At 44.3% G+C, this 14,848-nt stretch carries 28 protein-coding genes; 6 read left to right on the top strand and 22 right to left on the bottom strand.

Going from position 1 to position 14,848, the window contains the following annotated elements:
* Positions 1–2 precede the first annotated feature (2 nt).
* The 5 genes from ACIFO6_RS16605 to ACIFO6_RS16585 form a co-directional block, all read right to left on the bottom strand.
* A complete protein-coding gene (locus ACIFO6_RS16605) occupies positions 3–155 on the bottom strand; it encodes a DUF6906 family protein (RefSeq protein ID WP_430042043.1) in 153 nt (50 codons plus the stop codon).
* The gene (locus tag ACIFO6_RS16600) at positions 152–1,714 is read right to left on the bottom strand and encodes an AAA family ATPase (RefSeq protein WP_430042041.1); all 1,563 of its coding nucleotides are present in this window, start codon (positions 1,712–1,714) and stop codon (positions 152–154) included. Before ACIFO6_RS16600 ends, ACIFO6_RS16605 begins: the two co-directional genes overlap by 4 nt.
* Positions 1,680–1,901, bottom strand: a complete 222-nt coding sequence (locus tag ACIFO6_RS16595; protein WP_430042040.1) for a hypothetical protein — start codon at positions 1,899–1,901, stop codon at positions 1,680–1,682. Before ACIFO6_RS16595 ends, ACIFO6_RS16600 begins: the two co-directional genes overlap by 35 nt.
* A gap of 9 nt (positions 1,902–1,910) precedes the next feature.
* Positions 1,911–2,078 (bottom strand): hypothetical protein, encoded by a 168-nt coding sequence (locus ACIFO6_RS16590; RefSeq protein WP_430042249.1) that lies wholly within the window; start codon positions 2,076–2,078, stop codon positions 1,911–1,913.
* A 147-nt stretch (positions 2,079–2,225) separates the two neighbouring features.
* A complete protein-coding gene (locus ACIFO6_RS16585) occupies positions 2,226–2,384 on the bottom strand; it encodes a hypothetical protein (protein ID WP_430042039.1) in 159 nt (52 codons plus the stop codon).
* A 70-nt stretch (positions 2,385–2,454) separates the two neighbouring features.
* Here ACIFO6_RS16585 and ACIFO6_RS16580 point away from each other — a divergent pair, with 70 nt between their 5' ends.
* Positions 2,455–2,796 (top strand): hypothetical protein, encoded by a 342-nt coding sequence (locus ACIFO6_RS16580; protein WP_430042037.1) that lies wholly within the window; start codon positions 2,455–2,457, stop codon positions 2,794–2,796.
* A gap of 74 nt (positions 2,797–2,870) precedes the next feature.
* Here ACIFO6_RS16580 and ACIFO6_RS16575 read toward each other — a convergent pair whose 3' ends face one another.
* From ACIFO6_RS16575 to ACIFO6_RS16565, 3 genes are all read right to left on the bottom strand, one after another.
* The gene (locus tag ACIFO6_RS16575; RefSeq protein ID WP_430042035.1) at positions 2,871–3,488 is read right to left on the bottom strand and encodes a BRO-N domain-containing protein; all 618 of its coding nucleotides are present in this window, start codon (positions 3,486–3,488) and stop codon (positions 2,871–2,873) included.
* A gap of 13 nt (positions 3,489–3,501) precedes the next feature.
* Entirely contained in the window at positions 3,502–3,705 is a 204-nt protein-coding gene (locus ACIFO6_RS16570; RefSeq protein ID WP_430042033.1) for a hypothetical protein, read from the bottom strand.
* Positions 3,706–3,781: 76 nt separating this feature from the next.
* On the bottom strand, positions 3,782–4,021 hold the full coding sequence (locus ACIFO6_RS16565; protein WP_430042032.1) for a helix-turn-helix domain-containing protein: 240 nt from the start codon (positions 4,019–4,021) through the stop codon (positions 3,782–3,784).
* A gap of 183 nt (positions 4,022–4,204) precedes the next feature.
* On the opposite strand from ACIFO6_RS16565, the gene ACIFO6_RS16560 reads away from it, so the two are divergent.
* Complete coding sequence (locus ACIFO6_RS16560) at positions 4,205–4,582, top strand: helix-turn-helix domain-containing protein (protein WP_430042030.1); 378 nt, start codon at positions 4,205–4,207, stop codon at positions 4,580–4,582.
* Positions 4,583–4,757: 175 nt separating this feature from the next.
* The gene (locus ACIFO6_RS16555) at positions 4,758–4,982 is read left to right on the top strand and encodes a helix-turn-helix domain-containing protein (protein WP_430042027.1); all 225 of its coding nucleotides are present in this window, start codon (positions 4,758–4,760) and stop codon (positions 4,980–4,982) included.
* A 247-nt stretch (positions 4,983–5,229) separates the two neighbouring features.
* On the opposite strand, the gene ACIFO6_RS16550 is transcribed toward ACIFO6_RS16555, so the two are convergent.
* Genes ACIFO6_RS16550 through ACIFO6_RS16530 form a run of 5 tightly spaced genes read right to left on the bottom strand, consistent with a single transcriptional unit; the run spans position 5,230 to position 7,260 of the window.
* Positions 5,230–5,598 carry a LytTR family transcriptional regulator DNA-binding domain-containing protein gene (locus tag ACIFO6_RS16550; RefSeq protein ID WP_430042025.1) on the bottom strand — a complete coding sequence of 123 codons (369 nt, stop codon included), beginning with the start codon at positions 5,596–5,598 and terminating at the stop codon, positions 5,230–5,232.
* Between the two features lie 16 nt (positions 5,599–5,614).
* Positions 5,615–5,758 (bottom strand): AgrD family cyclic lactone autoinducer peptide, encoded by a 144-nt coding sequence (locus tag ACIFO6_RS16545; RefSeq protein ID WP_430042022.1) that lies wholly within the window; start codon positions 5,756–5,758, stop codon positions 5,615–5,617.
* On the bottom strand, positions 5,755–6,258 hold the full coding sequence (locus ACIFO6_RS16540) for an accessory gene regulator ArgB-like protein (protein WP_430042021.1): 504 nt from the start codon (positions 6,256–6,258) through the stop codon (positions 5,755–5,757). Before ACIFO6_RS16540 ends, ACIFO6_RS16545 begins: the two co-directional genes overlap by 4 nt.
* Before the next feature lie 29 nt (positions 6,259–6,287).
* The gene (locus ACIFO6_RS16535) at positions 6,288–6,914 is read right to left on the bottom strand and encodes a hypothetical protein (RefSeq protein WP_430042019.1); all 627 of its coding nucleotides are present in this window, start codon (positions 6,912–6,914) and stop codon (positions 6,288–6,290) included.
* A 34-nt stretch (positions 6,915–6,948) separates the two neighbouring features.
* Positions 6,949–7,260 carry a hypothetical protein gene (locus tag ACIFO6_RS16530; RefSeq protein WP_430042017.1) on the bottom strand — a complete coding sequence of 104 codons (312 nt, stop codon included), beginning with the start codon at positions 7,258–7,260 and terminating at the stop codon, positions 6,949–6,951.
* Between the two features lie 175 nt (positions 7,261–7,435).
* Between ACIFO6_RS16530 and ACIFO6_RS16525 the strand changes: the two genes are divergently transcribed.
* The gene (locus tag ACIFO6_RS16525; RefSeq protein ID WP_430042015.1) at positions 7,436–8,017 is read left to right on the top strand and encodes a DUF4352 domain-containing protein; all 582 of its coding nucleotides are present in this window, start codon (positions 7,436–7,438) and stop codon (positions 8,015–8,017) included.
* Positions 8,018–8,076: 59 nt separating this feature from the next.
* On the opposite strand, the gene ACIFO6_RS16520 is transcribed toward ACIFO6_RS16525, so the two are convergent.
* A complete protein-coding gene (locus ACIFO6_RS16520) occupies positions 8,077–8,295 on the bottom strand; it encodes a helix-turn-helix domain-containing protein (protein WP_430042013.1) in 219 nt (72 codons plus the stop codon).
* Between the two features lie 479 nt (positions 8,296–8,774).
* On the opposite strand from ACIFO6_RS16520, the gene ACIFO6_RS16515 reads away from it, so the two are divergent.
* Both ACIFO6_RS16515 and ACIFO6_RS16510 read left to right on the top strand, forming a co-directional pair.
* Positions 8,775–8,966, top strand: coding sequence for a hypothetical protein (locus ACIFO6_RS16515; protein ID WP_044649220.1), 192 nt, complete (start codon positions 8,775–8,777; stop codon positions 8,964–8,966).
* 122 nt (positions 8,967–9,088) lie between these two features.
* Positions 9,089–9,247, top strand: coding sequence for a hypothetical protein (locus tag ACIFO6_RS16510; protein ID WP_430042012.1), 159 nt, complete (start codon positions 9,089–9,091; stop codon positions 9,245–9,247).
* A gap of 139 nt (positions 9,248–9,386) precedes the next feature.
* On the opposite strand, the gene ACIFO6_RS16505 is transcribed toward ACIFO6_RS16510, so the two are convergent.
* The 8 genes from ACIFO6_RS16505 to ACIFO6_RS16470 form a co-directional block, all read right to left on the bottom strand.
* The gene (locus ACIFO6_RS16505) at positions 9,387–9,848 is read right to left on the bottom strand and encodes a NucA/NucB deoxyribonuclease domain-containing protein (RefSeq protein WP_430042010.1); all 462 of its coding nucleotides are present in this window, start codon (positions 9,846–9,848) and stop codon (positions 9,387–9,389) included.
* 169 nt (positions 9,849–10,017) lie between these two features.
* The gene (locus ACIFO6_RS16500; protein WP_430042009.1) at positions 10,018–10,446 is read right to left on the bottom strand and encodes a type II toxin-antitoxin system PemK/MazF family toxin; all 429 of its coding nucleotides are present in this window, start codon (positions 10,444–10,446) and stop codon (positions 10,018–10,020) included.
* A complete protein-coding gene (locus ACIFO6_RS16495) occupies positions 10,430–11,071 on the bottom strand; it encodes a type II toxin-antitoxin system antitoxin SocA domain-containing protein (protein ID WP_430042007.1) in 642 nt (213 codons plus the stop codon). The genes ACIFO6_RS16500 and ACIFO6_RS16495 overlap by 17 nt, the downstream gene beginning before the upstream one ends.
* A gap of 295 nt (positions 11,072–11,366) precedes the next feature.
* Positions 11,367–12,038 (bottom strand): M15 family metallopeptidase, encoded by a 672-nt coding sequence (locus tag ACIFO6_RS16490; RefSeq protein ID WP_430042237.1) that lies wholly within the window; start codon positions 12,036–12,038, stop codon positions 11,367–11,369.
* A complete protein-coding gene (locus ACIFO6_RS16485; protein ID WP_430042005.1) occupies positions 12,013–12,462 on the bottom strand; it encodes a phage holin family protein in 450 nt (149 codons plus the stop codon). The genes ACIFO6_RS16490 and ACIFO6_RS16485 overlap by 26 nt, the downstream gene beginning before the upstream one ends.
* Positions 12,463–12,570: 108 nt before the next feature.
* Positions 12,571–12,711 (bottom strand): CD1375 family protein, encoded by a 141-nt coding sequence (locus ACIFO6_RS16480; RefSeq protein WP_430042003.1) that lies wholly within the window; start codon positions 12,709–12,711, stop codon positions 12,571–12,573.
* A gap of 58 nt (positions 12,712–12,769) precedes the next feature.
* Positions 12,770–13,156, bottom strand: a complete 387-nt coding sequence (locus ACIFO6_RS16475; RefSeq protein ID WP_430042001.1) for a hypothetical protein — start codon at positions 13,154–13,156, stop codon at positions 12,770–12,772.
* A 15-nt stretch (positions 13,157–13,171) separates the two neighbouring features.
* A complete protein-coding gene (locus ACIFO6_RS16470; RefSeq protein ID WP_430041999.1) occupies positions 13,172–14,848 on the bottom strand; it encodes a tail fiber protein in 1,677 nt (558 codons plus the stop codon).

Raw genomic sequence — 14,848 nt, 5'->3', positions numbered from 1 at the left:
TCCTATGATTTAATAATTTGGGTCTTTCCAGTAGTGCGGTGTACGATATGCATGGCAGCCGGTTCGACTTTAAACACGAGCCAGTTGTCAGGATTTAAGTTGGCTTCTTTGATTGCGGCCTGCTGGCGACGGTTGGGCTTCTTTCCGTTCTTCATTCCACCTCGCTCCCGATCTGTTTGATTTCCAAAGGTGCATCTTCGACGGCCTTGACCAAGATCAATTGACCGGAAGGTTGCTTGATTTTAAACACACTCTCGCTGTTATCCACGGCTACCGGAGCAATGACACCACTCTGTTCGCTGAGGACTTCCCGAAGCTCCAGACCAGCTCTGACGGACTCTGACAGTGACAATAGCGGATATGCCTTTCCGTCCATCTCGATTACGAAGTCAGGCTTACGCTCGCCATTCTTCTGATCCTTGAATAAAGAGATTGATAGAGTTGTGAACAGACTTTGCACCTTGGCGGCTTGCAATTCGGCCTCTTTTGCCTCGAACGCCTTGATTGCGTCCAAGATAAAGATAGAATCGTTCCGGCTGGCAAGCGTGTCTGACTCGTCAGCACGGGCCTTGTCCAGATCATCCTGCATGCCCTGACGTGCTTTGTGGGCCGATAGCGCTGTGGCTGTTGCGTCTCGCTTTTCTTCCAATGCTCGAATCTGTGAGGTCTGCTCGGATATATCCACAGGCTCAATCTTGGCAAGCTGGGTTTCCAGCTCTTTGCGCTCGTTGATAAGCTTCTGGTGCGCGTTCCGAAGTTCTTCCTTCCGGCGCTCCTTATCCTGTGTGACAGCTTCCACAGACTCCGTATCAAGTGGACGTTTGCAAGCAGGGCAATGGTCTTCAATGGCTTCGTTATAGACACGCATATAATTGTCCTTGGCTTGCCCGATCTGACGTTGAAGGGACTGTATGGTACTTTCCAATACGGTACGCTTGCGGTTCGTCTCTCCGGCAATATCCGTTTGGGCTTCCAGCGCCTGTATTTGTTCAAGCAGCGCGGCATCTTCGGCTTTAATCGCCTCGATATCCTCCGGTGCTGCGGGAAGCTTTTGGAGCTGATCGACAAGCGCCTCTGTGCGTCCTTGTGCCCGCTTATAGGCTGTGTCCTTGTCGTTCTTGTTCTTCTTATGGATTTCTCCCAACTGCTGCAGCGTGTGTTTTTTCACCAACTCCGACAACTTGGCAGCTTGTGGATTAAGTTTTATGTCCTTTGTCTTTTCGTCCGGGCTTGTCCGGCTCATTTCCGTGAATACTTCTTTATTCGATATTGGAGTCACGTAACGAAGTAGCAGGTCCCGTTGATCATCCTTATGAAGAGTGAAAAAATAGGACGGGTTATACAGAGACAAGAACAAATCTTTATCAAAAAGAGATTTAACAATTTCGTCGAAGTCGCCGTATTTACTAGGAACCTCGTTGACGTAGTAAGTAGCCTTGCCCTTCTCAATTCCACGACCAAGTAGCACCTGTTTCCCGTCAATGTCTAGCAGCGTTTCAGCCTGAACATGATCGTAAGAATAATTGGTAGGTGTGGGATCGAGCTTGCCACCCATGGTATCTGTGCCGTACAATGTCCACGAAGGTATTTCCAAAATGGTGGACTTGCCTTGTGCATTGTCGCCCGTGATCTGCGTCGTGTCGCCAAACTCAACAGACAGGTCACGGTGCGCCTTAAAGTTATGCGCCCGTAGGCTGATTATTTTTATTTCCATGTGTTACCTCCAAATTGTATTTGCGCTCCAGCATGTGCATTTCCATCAGCAACGTTCCTCGGGCTTTCGGGTCCTTCTCGTCCAGATACATGTCATAGACGAATAGATAATGCTTAATGTCCCGCTGCACTTCCGGGGCAAGTGAGTTGAAGAATTGAAGGAATAATTGCTGTTCGTGATTGTTCATGCTCCCACCTCAATCAAGATAGATATCGTCGTCCAATTCGGTAGAATATTCATTTCCCATACTGTCCTGAATACGGACATCTACGGTACCGTCTTCACACTCCTTAGCATCAATTACGGTTATGCTCCGGGTAATCGAACCAGTGCGGCCTATCAGGTCATCGCGCTTCATTCCCAATGTGTTCACCTCCCTCCGGGTAGTCCTGAGTCATTTCACCGATGCACGGCCTGCAAACGTCCTGCTCGTTCCAGCGGCGTAGAAACTGCTTATGCATTACGTTTCCGCATACAGCGCAGCAAGTGCCTTTAACTGATCCCAAAACCTTCATGCTGTCCACCGCCCAACCAACTGCCGATGGTATTTGCGATACTGGCCCCGAGCGTGTAGGGCTATCAGAACACGACCATTCGCCAACATCCGGCGTTCCATTTTGCCGAAGAATTCGCAAAGCTCACGTAACCTTTCTTCGTTAGGCTTGTGCATGTGTGTTCATGCTCCTTTCTTTCTGTTTCCTCAATCTGGTAAACTATCTTCCAGAGGGGAGGTGATAGAGTTGAATCCGTATTTATTTGTGATAAATGTCATTCCGATGCCAGAGAATAAAGATTGTGCAGATATTGCCAGTGCAATTGCCCATGTTTGGGTCATTTCAGAAGATCGGGAATCTGCCAAAAATCGTGCATTGGATTACGTTACAAGTTATCTTTGGGAGATAATAGACTTCGAACACGAGTTTGAGATTCAGCCGCAACAGATTCCGGTGTTGCATGAAGATGAAGCTCTGTTGTACAAGAAAGCTCTTCAATTTGGGGTAGCTGCTGATTACATTGCTCACCCGAAGATTCCTGGGAAGATTGACGATCCTGTGATAAAGAAGAGGCTTCGCCGTCCGTAGTCCCTTCTTCATGAGTGACCATCGTTGCCGCGGTGGTTTCTTTTTGCTGTTCGTCCATAGCTACCTTCCTTTCGTTAATGAATGTGTTTGTCATAAATCGTCTGGCTCACCGCTATGTCCAGCCCGAAACGCTCTTTGGTGCCCATTAGATCGACTGTATCCTCCAGAATCTCCTGCCTGCTTACAAGCATGTCCGGTGTCATTTGATCCTTTTTGATCATCTTTGGGTGACCGTACTTTGATGAAACAGCTTTGTTTGCGATCGTGTTCGCTTTGATGAAGTCCACGCGTACAGGCTGTTTCAGGCTGGAGCGCAGTTTCTGCATCGCTTCTTTTTGATGGTCCTTGTCCAACATGCGGAAGATTTGAAAGCCTTCAAGTCCGGTGGACTGGCGTAACGTGCGGATCGTCTCAAGTACCCAATCCTCAAATTCTTCGGCTTCTTTTCTTCGAGACCGCATTATCACCTTGTAAATTCCGGTTTCAGAGATAATAGATACTTCTTGTAGACCACCAAGGGTACTCATTAAGTGAGCATCCTTTTGGGATGGCTTTAATTTCCGCAGCATGCTGTCAATCTTTCGATATCCCAAGGCTTCCGCGATATCTCCAGCAATTGCCCACCAATTACTAGGTGTTTTTTCAACAAAGTGAATGCTATGACCGAGCCAGGTTTCAGTTCGTATGTTCATGCGGAACCTCCTTTCAACCAAGGTTTGCAGCAATTAGTAAATCACGCAGTTCTATAAGCGATTCGACCCCATCTATCCTGAATGATTTTGCAGGCTGGACACCTGACAATCCTTCCAGATCAGTTATTTCTTCTTGAAACAATGTAAGTGATGCATCGCCTCGATTCGTGACAACCGCCGCTTGATAATCGTTTAATGCAGCAACGTTTCGTTTCATGTTTCCTCCTAACCGGAAATAAATCCCTAATGAGTATTGCATTTTATACGGTTTTACCGTATAATTCATTTCGTGGTCAATTCTCTATTTCAGAGAATTGTTTCTCAAAAAAAACCGATGGATTGATACCCAGTCCCTTCATACATATCGCTTCCAGCTCTTCCGCGTTTAGTGCATAGGTGCCGGACAGTAGCTTGTAGAATCGCTTTGGATGAATACCGGCTTTTTCAGCAACATCTTTGAATACATAACCTTGGGTAAGGATGTAATTGCGAACGCGACGGTAAATAGGAATAGGTGTTTTGGTACCGGGCATGATACGCCTCCCTTCTTCTCTGTCTTAGAGAATATTCTCTGTTTCAGAGATTTCGTACCCTTACTATAATTCTTCGTTTCAGAGATGTCAACGCTAAAAATAAAAAAAGTATTTGTTTTAGAGAATAATTTCTCTGTAACTCGGATATTATGCTACTATCCTAATTAAGAGGTGAACGATAAGATGTTGCCAATTTACGCTAAAAGATTGAAAGAAGCTCGTGTAAAAGCCAACAACATGACACAATTGCAAGTCATGCATTCTACGGGGATTAACAACAAAACATTGAGTGGTTATGAAACAGGGAAGAACCAGCCGGATTATGACACTTTGAAGGTCCTGTGTGATCTTTATGGAGTAACATCGGATTGGGTACTGGGGCATACAAATAACCCTAACAGCGTTTTGAAGGAGGCTGAAAGGGCTCTGGTAAAGGCTATTGAGTTAGGCGACGATTCATTCTTGGATGCTGAATTTACTATAAATGGACGTGAACTTACGCGTGCGGATAAAGAAAAGTTGCAGTCTATGGCTCGTCTGCTTCTGCAGCAAGATCGTTAAAAAAATCGGCAATTAATTGTAAATTCGCCTCGGTATCCTTTGCGATTAATTGCAAAAAGTGAGCTGCATCGACACTATCGGTTTTGGTCATTATGTACTACCCCCGTGTAATCGTAGTTTCATTATATGCGAACGGACGTTCTTACACAATAAAAATTTAATATGGAGGATCGACATGGCGCTTACCTTCGGGAAGTGCCTGTTGCGTTATAGGAGACTAGAAGCCGGAATAACACAGGCTCAGTTGTCTGATAGGCTCTCTAGGCTCGGCCTTGATGTATCCACAGTAATGATATCCCAGTATGAGAACGACCACAGGAAGATGAACCCGGTCGTCATGCGTGGGATGTGCATTGTCTTATGTTGCCAAGAGGTCGACCTTTACGAATGGCCCCGTTAACGCACAGGCCGGAGTGGTTGTATACCGCTCCACCATGGCGCCATGTTTACAGCGTTGTTAACCTCCACTGTGTCAAGAAAAAAATGCTAACCATTTCTTATTATTTAATCCCATAATTAGGGTTATGTAAATAAAAATTCGTAGAATGAATTTTGCATATGCATTCTACAAGTTTCGACAGCATGTTACATTAGACCTATGTTACAATGCCGCCCCGAGCAAAAAAAGAGCTGCTTTTCAGCAGCTCTTACGTTAAGACAATCCTCGAATTAAGCTTCAACAATTCCTGGCTAACCTTAATGAACTTATGGTATGCCATCTTACATACTACTGAATCTTCTGTTGGCTGCTCGTCAAAGTACACATAACGTAACTTCGAATCCATTTCGACAATGTTGTCCACATTAATCATATGGTATCGGTCAGCTTTGTGAAAATTATACCCACTGTTATTTAAAATGGTTGTCCAATAAATCAACGAACCAGTTGTATAAAATGTGTGCTTGTGTGTATGGATTTTGATCCTCTCAATCGAGCTATCATATTCCCCGTAGCATATATCAGGAACAGGAATTACGATCAGACCTGCATCCAATTCTTTTGTTACAGAAATCATAAACTCATCTCCAGCTTTATTTAAGCAGTTCTTCCGGAGGTTCCGGGTTATGGACAAATACCAAACTTGCAACTACAACGGTCATAATTGCAACCGAGGAAAGGCATGTAGCCAAGCCGTAGTAGGTGCTTCGTCTAATCTTAAATTTTCCAAATCTCATGATGTTCTCCACCTCCTTAGGCTAATTAACGATAGGCTTTGTGCCAAAAAACCTGCAGCTGTAACGGGATTAACAAACCAAAAGTTGCAGCCAACGACAATAAGTGCAGCCACTTTCAATAACGGAAAGTATCGTGGTGGTATGCGCGTTTGGTTCTCGATCCCTGCGGGCGCATACAGAAGGATGAGGAACATACTGACGACTGTGGCCCCAGTTGTCCATACATGATTAAACTCCACATATGACAAAACAGTGAATAACAGTACAGAAACCAATACGCAGCCCATACCACTTTTAAGATGTACTCCGCCTGTCATCTGCCGTAAAAACGCAAATGCGGCCATTAATGAAACGACCTCTCTCACCTTGCCCGTAAATAAAGCAACGACAACTGTAAAGGCGATAATAAAGAACATATTAAGGAGTACAGCCAGTGCATGCTTTAAGACCGCTACAGAAGCGGGATGATCCGGCACAACGCTTTTAATGTGTTGAGCCATGCGTAAAGATAAGGCCTCGATCAGCTTATTCACCCCTCTTCCCTTTCTTTTTTTAACGCATAGTATAAAAACATCCCTGCAGCCAGTACAAAATAAATAATAATAAGTGCAAGATCGGCTGCATACATGACAAATGCTGCAGCCGCAAGAGTCGTGACAATAAGAACTGATACTATAGTGTGTTCCCATTTAAGACGGAGCTTTTCGAAGTCGAAGGTAAAACCTACCCGGAATCTGTACAGGAACCAAGATAGAATAAATACCAACGCGCTAGTTATGGCCTGCAACAACGCCCCTGTTGATGAGTTTTGTAATTGGGTAGAGTCTACCTCCTTAAAGGTGGTAACCAGTAGTATCGCTTGTATAGCTCCATACAAGAAAACCCCGGCTATGGAAATTATCGCTGACCACAAAACGGGTACTTTAACAACGGTCGCGAGCAAAAATGTGAATAGAAGAATGTTCACGATTGGCGCTATAAATGACAGGCTTGTTTCCTCTCGAATCATATAGCTTTGAAGATTCATAATAAGGCTTATAAACAGAGCCTGCCATGCATAATCAATCCCTTTCAAGCGGAACATAGCGGTCATTAGAAAAAATGCCGCCATTGCCTCCGCTGTCGAAAACAGTAAGAACCTAATCGGCTCCCACATACGCGCATCCCCTTTTTCACCAGTTATCCAGCAGTTATTTAGCGTTACTTTCGCGCCAATCCGCCAGCTTATCCTGGTACATCTGTATAGTAGTTTTGAACCAAAATGGTCGTATTCCAACCAATAGATCCGGCTCGGGGAAAAAACGTGTTTTACGGGTATGATGCATATTCTTGGGGTCTACCTCCAAATACTCAGCTACTTCTTTGCTTCCAAGCAACGGAGGAATCTTCTTGCCTCGTATTACTTCCCGTGCCTCTTCTAGCTCTCTTATCAGCTCTCGTATTGTCTCTCCGACCTCTCCTCCAACTTTATCGGCAATCATTTTGTATTGATTCAAGGTCATGACTTCCCTCCTCATGTATGTAAAATACTACCTGATAAATATACGGCAATCCCGTATATTTTACAATAGTCTTCCCAAATATATTTTTTTCTTCCTGTATTTCTATAGAAATATTTTCCTAGTTCATATATACTACCCCTATATAATATATTCTAAATTTAGGGGGAAATAAGAAGTGTTTAATAAGAAATTGGCACTACTCACTACCGCTGTACTTGCATTTGGGATTGTGGTTACTGGTTGTGGAGTTAAAACCACTACTGATAGCGGAAAAGCTACGGGATCTACTACACAAGCCGATACAAAGGCTGCTGCAACTGCTGAAAAGGAAGCTGCTCCTAAGGAGACTAAAGTAGGCGAAGCCGTAAAGGTGGGCAGTCTTACTGTAACAGCAACTAAAGTGAGCGCTAAGACAAAGATCGGTGAAAATGAATACCTTCAAAAGACTACCGAAGAAAAATTTATCGTTATAAATCTGGCGATAAAAAACGGAGATAAGGAAGCACGCACACTGGACTCCAGTATGTTCAAGCTGATCGGCACAGACGGTACAGAATATGAGCCAATGAGCGATGCGGATATGTACATAAACAAACCGGAAAACATGTTGTTTTTCGCCAAGATCAACCCCGGTTTAACAAAGAAGGCAAACATTGCATTTGAAGTACCAAAGGATAGCAAAGGATTCAAACTGCAAGCCGATAGCGGGCTTGGGTTTGAAGCTGGAAAAACGGCCTTGATTGATATCGGTAAATAAAACAGGCCCCGGAGCAATCCGGGGTTTTAATATATCCAGATACAAAAAGAGCAGAGAGGTCATTCCCTCCTGCTCATTTTTTTATATTCAATAAGTTCTGATATATCCTCTAATTCCAAGACAGTCATAATTTTCTCCATATTTTCAACAGTCCATCTCTTTGACCGATTCTCCATCATATCGTCTATGCTATTCCAACGAATACCAGTGGCCTCACTTAACTGTTTCGCATTCCACCGCTTTTCAAACATTAATTCTCGTAGCCTCAAACGTAACATAATGACTCACCTCCATACGCTAAATATACAACACTAAACGATTAAAATCAACTTTAAAAGAATAAATTAAACGTTTTATGTTTACATTCAACGTTTAATGTTGTATAATTAGAATATAGAAAGGAGGTGAACAACTTGGATAAAACACGAAAAGAAAGGCAACAAGAGCAACGAGTCGAAACAATCAAGATGGTGACTGCAATCATCCTCTTGATTAACTCGGTACTCACCTTCATCCTCCTGCTGGTGAAGTAGGGAAACCCGAAGCCTTGGCCCCGCAAGGGGTTAAGGTGTAGGGTGATGAAATACAAGGTGTCGCCTTTCCTTTCGATTATAACACAAGGAGCGATGAGATATGAAAAAAAGGGTAGAAATATGGGCCACTTATGCCGCCTTGATAATTAGCATCGCCAATACAATTATATTGATTTTCCATAGATAGACTATATGGCGGCGGCCTTACGCGGGAGGTAATGATAATGTTTAAGAAGTATAGGGCAACAAAGGAAAATGTAATTTTGCTGGAAAGCGCCATGAAGGCGCTGGGCTATCCAATTGAAAAGGTTAGCGCCGCAAAAGATTACAAAGGATTTAAGTATAATAACTGGAACATGATGTTCCACAATATAGTAAATTCAAAAATGCAAGAACTGGAGACTGCTCACAATTAACCATTAAGGGGCTACGGCCCCTCTATAGGAGGTAATCGTATGGAGACAGTAACGATGGTTGTGAGCGTGGCTGCATTGGTCGTATCGGTGTACGTCGGGGTAAAGGTCTGGAGGGATAAGCAATGAGTAATAACGCCTGCCTTGGGTACATCATATCAGCTCTACGCCGACAAGGTTGGGAGGATGATAAAATAAGAGAGGTTACTCGTGCAGTATACTTCGAGTTTGATTTCAAAACGCCTGCTGAGGCGGAGGAAATACACGCGCATCGGAATGATTAAAGTAAAAGCTCTGCCGACCAATTAAGGTTAGCAGAGCTTTTTACATCCTTTGTTATGGTTATATGTTCTAAAAGTAGAACTAAAAATTTAAATACACGGGTGTGTTACTGTTACATCTAATATAGCATACGCCTGTACATCATTTCACTATAAATTCCACTCGGGTTCCGTCCGGATAGTCGTCCAGCTTATGACCTACCCAGCTACCTGCACCACGGTTATCCTTTGGGGATATGTACTTAATGTCTGCACCCTCTCCACCTTCTGCGCACAGGGCCATAGGCCATTCGTCGCGGTCTTTGCCCTTACGTGTGGGCACACCCCGTAAAGATGCGTCACGGTTGCTGTCGGCTCCGTCACGATCAATTGTGCATATTGATGACTTCCCGGCTGCTATGGCCTCTTTAATGTGTTGCGCCGTTTCAGGATAACGTGAACTTGGGAACTCCAACTGCACTGTCTCGCCAGTTGTCGCTGTTTGCGATTGCTCAGACACCGTAGGAGCCTCATGACCTTGCGGAATGAACATTCCGTGTGTAACAGCCCACCCGATACTAAAGGCCAATATTATGGTTACTATTAAGCTTTTCATGTTCTTCAAATTACATCCCCCTAAACGTAAAAACACCCCACCAGCTTAGCCAGTAGGGTATCACCGATGCTTTCGGATTGCACGACGGTGCTTCCGTATGTGTTGTTATCAGTATAATCGCTTTGGGTGATTTTGTAAATAACTCGTATGTATAATTCTTGATGATCACCTTCGGAAATTATTCTTCTGTAGATAAACCAAAAAAGTCTTCAATCATCACTTGCAGTTCAATCTTTTTGGTATCTGAGATTGGACCTTTGAAATCTCTAAGATCCTTCTTAAGAATAGGCTGCATGATTTTCAGTTGAGCCAGACAATTCTGAGCAACACTGTCTTTATCAGAAAACAGTTCCAAATCATTTTTCTGCATAAGATCAACCCGATGAGATAATGGAGCTACCGTTACTATTGGGCAAAGCGGGTGAAAATTTTCATCATTGTTTGAAACAATAGCCACCCATCTGTCTACATGTTTTTTTCGTTTGCCTATTTGATCAGAGGGTGGCGTATTCACAAATTCGTCATCAATAAGCCAAATGTCACCAAAATTAAATTTTCTATCATCAAACAAGGCCCTTCTGTTTGCATATCTAACAGTCGCCGACAAGACTAGTCCTCCTTCTAACATCCTCATAAAGCTGATATTGCGCCACAATGTGATCGTAATATTCTTCTTGAGAACATTCGGGAAACTTTCTCATCTTCAATCTTTTTCGAGCTTCCTCTTTTTCTTGGCGAGTGGATTTGAAGACCTTTTCCTTTTGGTCCATGTCTAACACCCTCCCACTAATGTTTGTCCCCGTTCTCTTTTCTTCATCAAGGACCGCTTTCATTGGTGGAGTAGAATACGCAAATTCAATAACTCCTCCGTACTTCTCCTTACCCAAGCGATCCAATATAAAACATGCAACTAACTCAGCATTTTCTGGCAAGGAATATTGTTGAGTATTCTTACCAGTGTATTCATGCTGGATAAAGAAGTTCCCTTTTGATGTTGGGATTCGAGCGATTTCCACAAAACCTTCTTGTTGTAACTCCATAGTAGCAGTTACTACAGAGTCATCATTCGGTCCATAATGATACCTGATGAATGTCGTCTCGGTGAAATGTTGTTTGTGTAATTGGTAGTAGTAATACTCAAACGAGTATACAAACTTCATCAAATCCGTTCTACCCAACAGTCTAGGGGAATGTTCAAGAAAATATACCAACAGATTTTTTAAATTACTCATGGCATCCCCTTCTTTTGCTTTATGCCTAAGCCGAAGCGCCTTTCAGCATAAAAAAAGTACTATACAGCTCTTCGAGCTATATAGTACGGCTATATTTAATTTATAAAATTAAACATAGCTTTCTACATCGAGCTTCCAGATTCCTGCTTGTTTTTTTGTTTTCTAAAAAAATACAAATTATCATATGGTGTACTCATCCTTAACAACCCGTCTACAATATAAGGTAAATCGTTGGTCTCCTTAACAACTCAAAAATAAAAAAAGCCCCGCCAGCCGAAGCCAGCAGGGCATTTGATTACTTTTTAACTGTAGCCGTATTAGTCTTATTGTCCCAATCCACTATAGCACCTAATGCCTCGCCCACAGCACGCAGCGGTACATAGGTTTTACCGTTAATCAGCACGCCATCCTCAATACTCTTACCATTTACAATCACTTTTGCTTTTTCCAAGCTTTCCTCCGCCTCTCCTATTTTTTTAAGTACAGCCTGAATCTGTGCCTCCGTAGGACGCTTTCCAGCCCGGTACTGTGCCGTAGACAGTCCAAAGACCATCTGCAAGTGTGGAAGGTCGGTGAAAGTCTTCCAGTCTCCACCCCACTCGAAACCCAACTCTTTAGCGATAGCCACCACCTGCATCCAGTCGGCCTTGTGATCGGTGTTGCCATCCCGTTTGGTATCCCAACTTACGGATCTTCCGTCTGGAAGCAATAAAGCAAAGTCAACCGCGACACCGAAATTGTGGTAACTAGTCCCGCCCTTAGCGTTCGTTACCTTTGGCCCCGACTTCGTTCTACCCTGCGCGTAAAGCTCATTTTGCTCCGCTATGGTACGCAATCCTTGAACAATGACGATAGGTATGCCCAAAGAAAAAGAGCGCTCTATAAGGCGCTCCGTGGCTGTACGCACGACTGGTAAAAGACCTTGCAGGCGAGCGGCGGATTTACTCTTTACCAACTCCAGTGTCATTGCCACTGTTACCGCCTCCTTTACCTTTTAGAACCTCAACCGCCTGCCGTATCACTGGCGGAATTGGCGCACCCATCCTACCACCGTTTTCGATGATCGAAAGTAGTTCGTTGGCCAGATAGAAATAGGCGACCGTGTCTCGGAACAAATGGCTATCCCCCAAAATACCGTCTACAATATGACCCACGGCTACCATTGCAAAGATAAAAACCTTGCGGGAAATACCGATAAGACCAATCTTGCTCTTTAGACCGGGACCCGTTCCTTTTTTACCCTCCGTCCACGCTGCAAGCAGCCCTGTAGCATAATCAAATACTGTAAATGTAAGAAGTGCAGCCAGAGCAAATGACCATCCTCCAAAAAGATACGTTATCGCGCTCCCGCCAAAGGCGGCACTTAATTTATAAATCTCCCACTTGTCCACTTGCTTCCCCCGTCTCTATAGGTCAGGAAAATTATCCTGGCCTGAATATAAAAAGCCCCCGACCATTGCGAGGGCATAAAAAAACACGCTCCGTTATGGGCGTGCTGGTTAAGCTTGCTCTGTATTTGTGCCTAGATCTACCTTAACGATATCCAGTAGATAGGATGGTACATCTTCCACCGTCCGTCTGCCGGCCAGTATAAGGGCTACGTAGGTTGTTGCAAATACGCGCTTCATTTGTTCGGACATTTCATCACCTCCCCTCACAGATCGTTCCAACGCCCAAAGGGATAGCCAGATCCATAGCCTATGCATCGGCTGGCTGAACAAGGGTAAGCAACAAGGCAATAGCTTCTTTGTTGTCCAGGTCAGCCTGTTTTAGTTCCGCGACCTGATCAGTAAGCGGCGATTGATGTACGGGTTCGGTTTCTCCACCCTCAGCATAGGAAAATTCCAGCTTGCCAGTGTTCGGGTTTACCCAATACGACTTTGCGTGTGTGAAGTCTTCCGTATATTTATCAAACTCCAGCTTGAACACGTCCACTTGTTCGGGGTCGAACCCTTTGAGCTGCGGGTAAAATCCCATATCCTGTTCTTTCGTCGTTTCTACCGCCCAAGGTGATTCGACTTGGGATGTGATGTAAATAATCTCGCCAGTTGTTTTTCTCCAATACACTTTTGGACCTATTTTCAATTTAAACACCCTCTCTTATTCGTACGCCCACCATTCATAGGCGGATATTTTGGCGATTGGAGAACCGCCAGCGTACGCGTCTATTCTGCTACTGGACAGCAACACATTGAAACCCTGTATAGGTGGCTCGATGTATCCAATGTTCACATAATTATTTCTCCATCCTTTAGCGCCTTTATTGTCGTTAAAGGTTGATGAGGTCATTAGAACAGCGTCGATGTGTCGCGTACCATCGGTTTCCGCTAATATGACCCGTACAAATAAGCGAGTAACTGTGAATGGTAACCCGGTCACTGTTATTCTCATATCCACTCCATTAACTGTACTTGCGGCCTGTGCGCTTTGTCCATTCAATGTGCCTGTTGCCCACCTCTTGACGGGAAGGTTTGTTATAGCTGCCGCCAGCTCTGCGAATGAGTTGCTTGCACTCGCACTGCCACCCTTGCCGTTAATTGCGCCAGCAACAGCGCCTTTACCATTAACGACAGATGTAAAAAGGTCTTGGGACCAAGGACCCCATGTCCCACTTTTTTGCGTCCGCACGTAAAAAGAAAAATCCCCGTGCAGGTTATAAAGTTTCTGGATGACGTACCCACTCGTTCCGTCCAAGGACATGACTTCTATATATGCCCAAGTGCCAAGAGCCTTACCCAACGGGCAATTGCCAAGGTTTTCCCCCGCATAAAACCCGTTTTTGGTCAGGTTATTCAAGTCGCCGCTAATGTAAAGGATGTTTGACCCTGTATCTGTTGTGAGCCTGTATTTTTGCCAATTCGCAGTCGTGTTGCTGGTGATTACCTCTGTCCATGCCCTCCAATCAGTATCATTGAAGGAAACGCGAGTGTATACACGTCCGGGGTTGTCGTGTGTGTGGTACGTCTGAACGCGTAATCCATAATCGCCGTGAACAACAAGTTTCCCATAAGTGTATGAACCAGCGGGGTAATTAGAGTATCCCGTCCAATTAGCGAGCGCCACGGCATAGTTACCAGATAATATTGCGGTGTTCCAGTCGTTTGGCGCGTTTCCTCTATGTCTATAAGCACTGTTAGCCAATTCATAAGTAGTTTTCAACGCCTTGGCGGTCGGTGCCAATACTTCGGATGTGCTGTTTGTGGAGTTGGTTAACTGCACAATACCTTTCACGGTCGTACTGGCGTCAGGTACTTTTACGTTTGAAATTGCGTTGTCTGTGTACTCCTTTGATTTCTTCAAGACGTCCGCCACATCTTGCGGAGTGGCATAAATAATTGTGTCGTCCACAACTACTGTTACTTGGGCTGTATTGCTTACAGTCAGTTCAAAATTAAATAGCTTTTTAAGTACAGCTGAGGTGTTTTGAGCATCAATGTACTCGGCTCCCTCACCCGCATTAGCGTACGCGTATAAGATCTCTCCCAAGTCTGGGTCAGTCGCCCATAGACCAACCTCGCGAAAGAAAAAGCCGGAGGAAACACCCTGGTTGCTAAATTCAAAGCCTGGAACAACCACGTTTTCATTTTGTATCTTCAAGCGACTCACCGGGAAGGAGATTTTTTCGCTAATGAGCGCCTTTAATGTAATAGGCATTTGCCCAGCTAATTTCCCGTCTCCCGCTGAAAATTTTGTATATGTTATTTTGGTCTGGCCTGCTTCTGCCTTTGCCAGCAGATTTCGCCCCCGATTAGTAATTTGGATTCCGTCGAAAGCCAA

The sequence above is a fragment of the Paenibacillus sp. NRS-1781 genome (assembly GCF_050467745.1).
Lineage (GTDB): Bacteria > Bacillota > Bacilli > Paenibacillales > Paenibacillaceae > Paenibacillus > Paenibacillus terrae_A.
The sequence above is the reverse complement of the archived record's forward strand: the minus strand, read 5'-3'. Positions and strand labels throughout refer to the sequence as shown.

Bases quoted from the DNA above. Each gene is read 5' to 3' on its own strand.
- ACIFO6_RS16605 (WP_430042043.1), bottom strand. From the start codon at position 155: ATGAAGAACGGAAAGAAGCCCAACCGTCGCCAGCAGGCCGCAATCAAA.
- ACIFO6_RS16600 (WP_430042041.1), bottom strand. From the start codon at position 1,714: ATGGAAATAAAAATAATCAGCCTACGGGCGCATAACTTTAAGGCGCAC.
- ACIFO6_RS16595 (WP_430042040.1), bottom strand. From the start codon at position 1,901: ATGAACAATCACGAACAGCAATTATTCCTTCAATTCTTCAACTCACTT.
- ACIFO6_RS16585 (WP_430042039.1), bottom strand. From the start codon at position 2,384: ATGCACAAGCCTAACGAAGAAAGGTTACGTGAGCTTTGCGAATTCTTC.
- ACIFO6_RS16575 (WP_430042035.1), bottom strand. From the start codon at position 3,488: ATGAACATACGAACTGAAACCTGGCTCGGTCATAGCATTCACTTTGTT.
- ACIFO6_RS16570 (WP_430042033.1), bottom strand. From the start codon at position 3,705: ATGAAACGAAACGTTGCTGCATTAAACGATTATCAAGCGGCGGTTGTC.
- ACIFO6_RS16565 (WP_430042032.1), bottom strand. From the start codon at position 4,021: ATGCCCGGTACCAAAACACCTATTCCTATTTACCGTCGCGTTCGCAAT.
- ACIFO6_RS16560 (WP_430042030.1), top strand. From the start codon at position 4,205: ATGTTGCCAATTTACGCTAAAAGATTGAAAGAAGCTCGTGTAAAAGCC.
- ACIFO6_RS16555 (WP_430042027.1), top strand. From the start codon at position 4,758: ATGGCGCTTACCTTCGGGAAGTGCCTGTTGCGTTATAGGAGACTAGAA.
- ACIFO6_RS16550 (WP_430042025.1), bottom strand. From the start codon at position 5,598: ATGATTTCTGTAACAAAAGAATTGGATGCAGGTCTGATCGTAATTCCT.
- ACIFO6_RS16545 (WP_430042022.1), bottom strand. From the start codon at position 5,758: ATGAGATTTGGAAAATTTAAGATTAGACGAAGCACCTACTACGGCTTG.
- ACIFO6_RS16540 (WP_430042021.1), bottom strand. From the start codon at position 6,258: ATGGCTCAACACATTAAAAGCGTTGTGCCGGATCATCCCGCTTCTGTA.
- ACIFO6_RS16535 (WP_430042019.1), bottom strand. From the start codon at position 6,914: ATGTGGGAGCCGATTAGGTTCTTACTGTTTTCGACAGCGGAGGCAATG.
- ACIFO6_RS16530 (WP_430042017.1), bottom strand. From the start codon at position 7,260: ATGACCTTGAATCAATACAAAATGATTGCCGATAAAGTTGGAGGAGAG.
- ACIFO6_RS16520 (WP_430042013.1), bottom strand. From the start codon at position 8,295: ATGTTACGTTTGAGGCTACGAGAATTAATGTTTGAAAAGCGGTGGAAT.
- ACIFO6_RS16515 (WP_044649220.1), top strand. From the start codon at position 8,775: ATGTTTAAGAAGTATAGGGCAACAAAGGAAAATGTAATTTTGCTGGAA.
- ACIFO6_RS16510 (WP_430042012.1), top strand. From the start codon at position 9,089: ATGAGTAATAACGCCTGCCTTGGGTACATCATATCAGCTCTACGCCGA.
- ACIFO6_RS16495 (WP_430042007.1), bottom strand. From the start codon at position 11,071: ATGAGTAATTTAAAAAATCTGTTGGTATATTTTCTTGAACATTCCCCT.
- ACIFO6_RS16490 (WP_430042237.1), bottom strand. From the start codon at position 12,038: ATGACACTGGAGTTGGTAAAGAGTAAATCCGCCGCTCGCCTGCAAGGT.
- ACIFO6_RS16480 (WP_430042003.1), bottom strand. From the start codon at position 12,711: ATGTCCGAACAAATGAAGCGCGTATTTGCAACAACCTACGTAGCCCTT.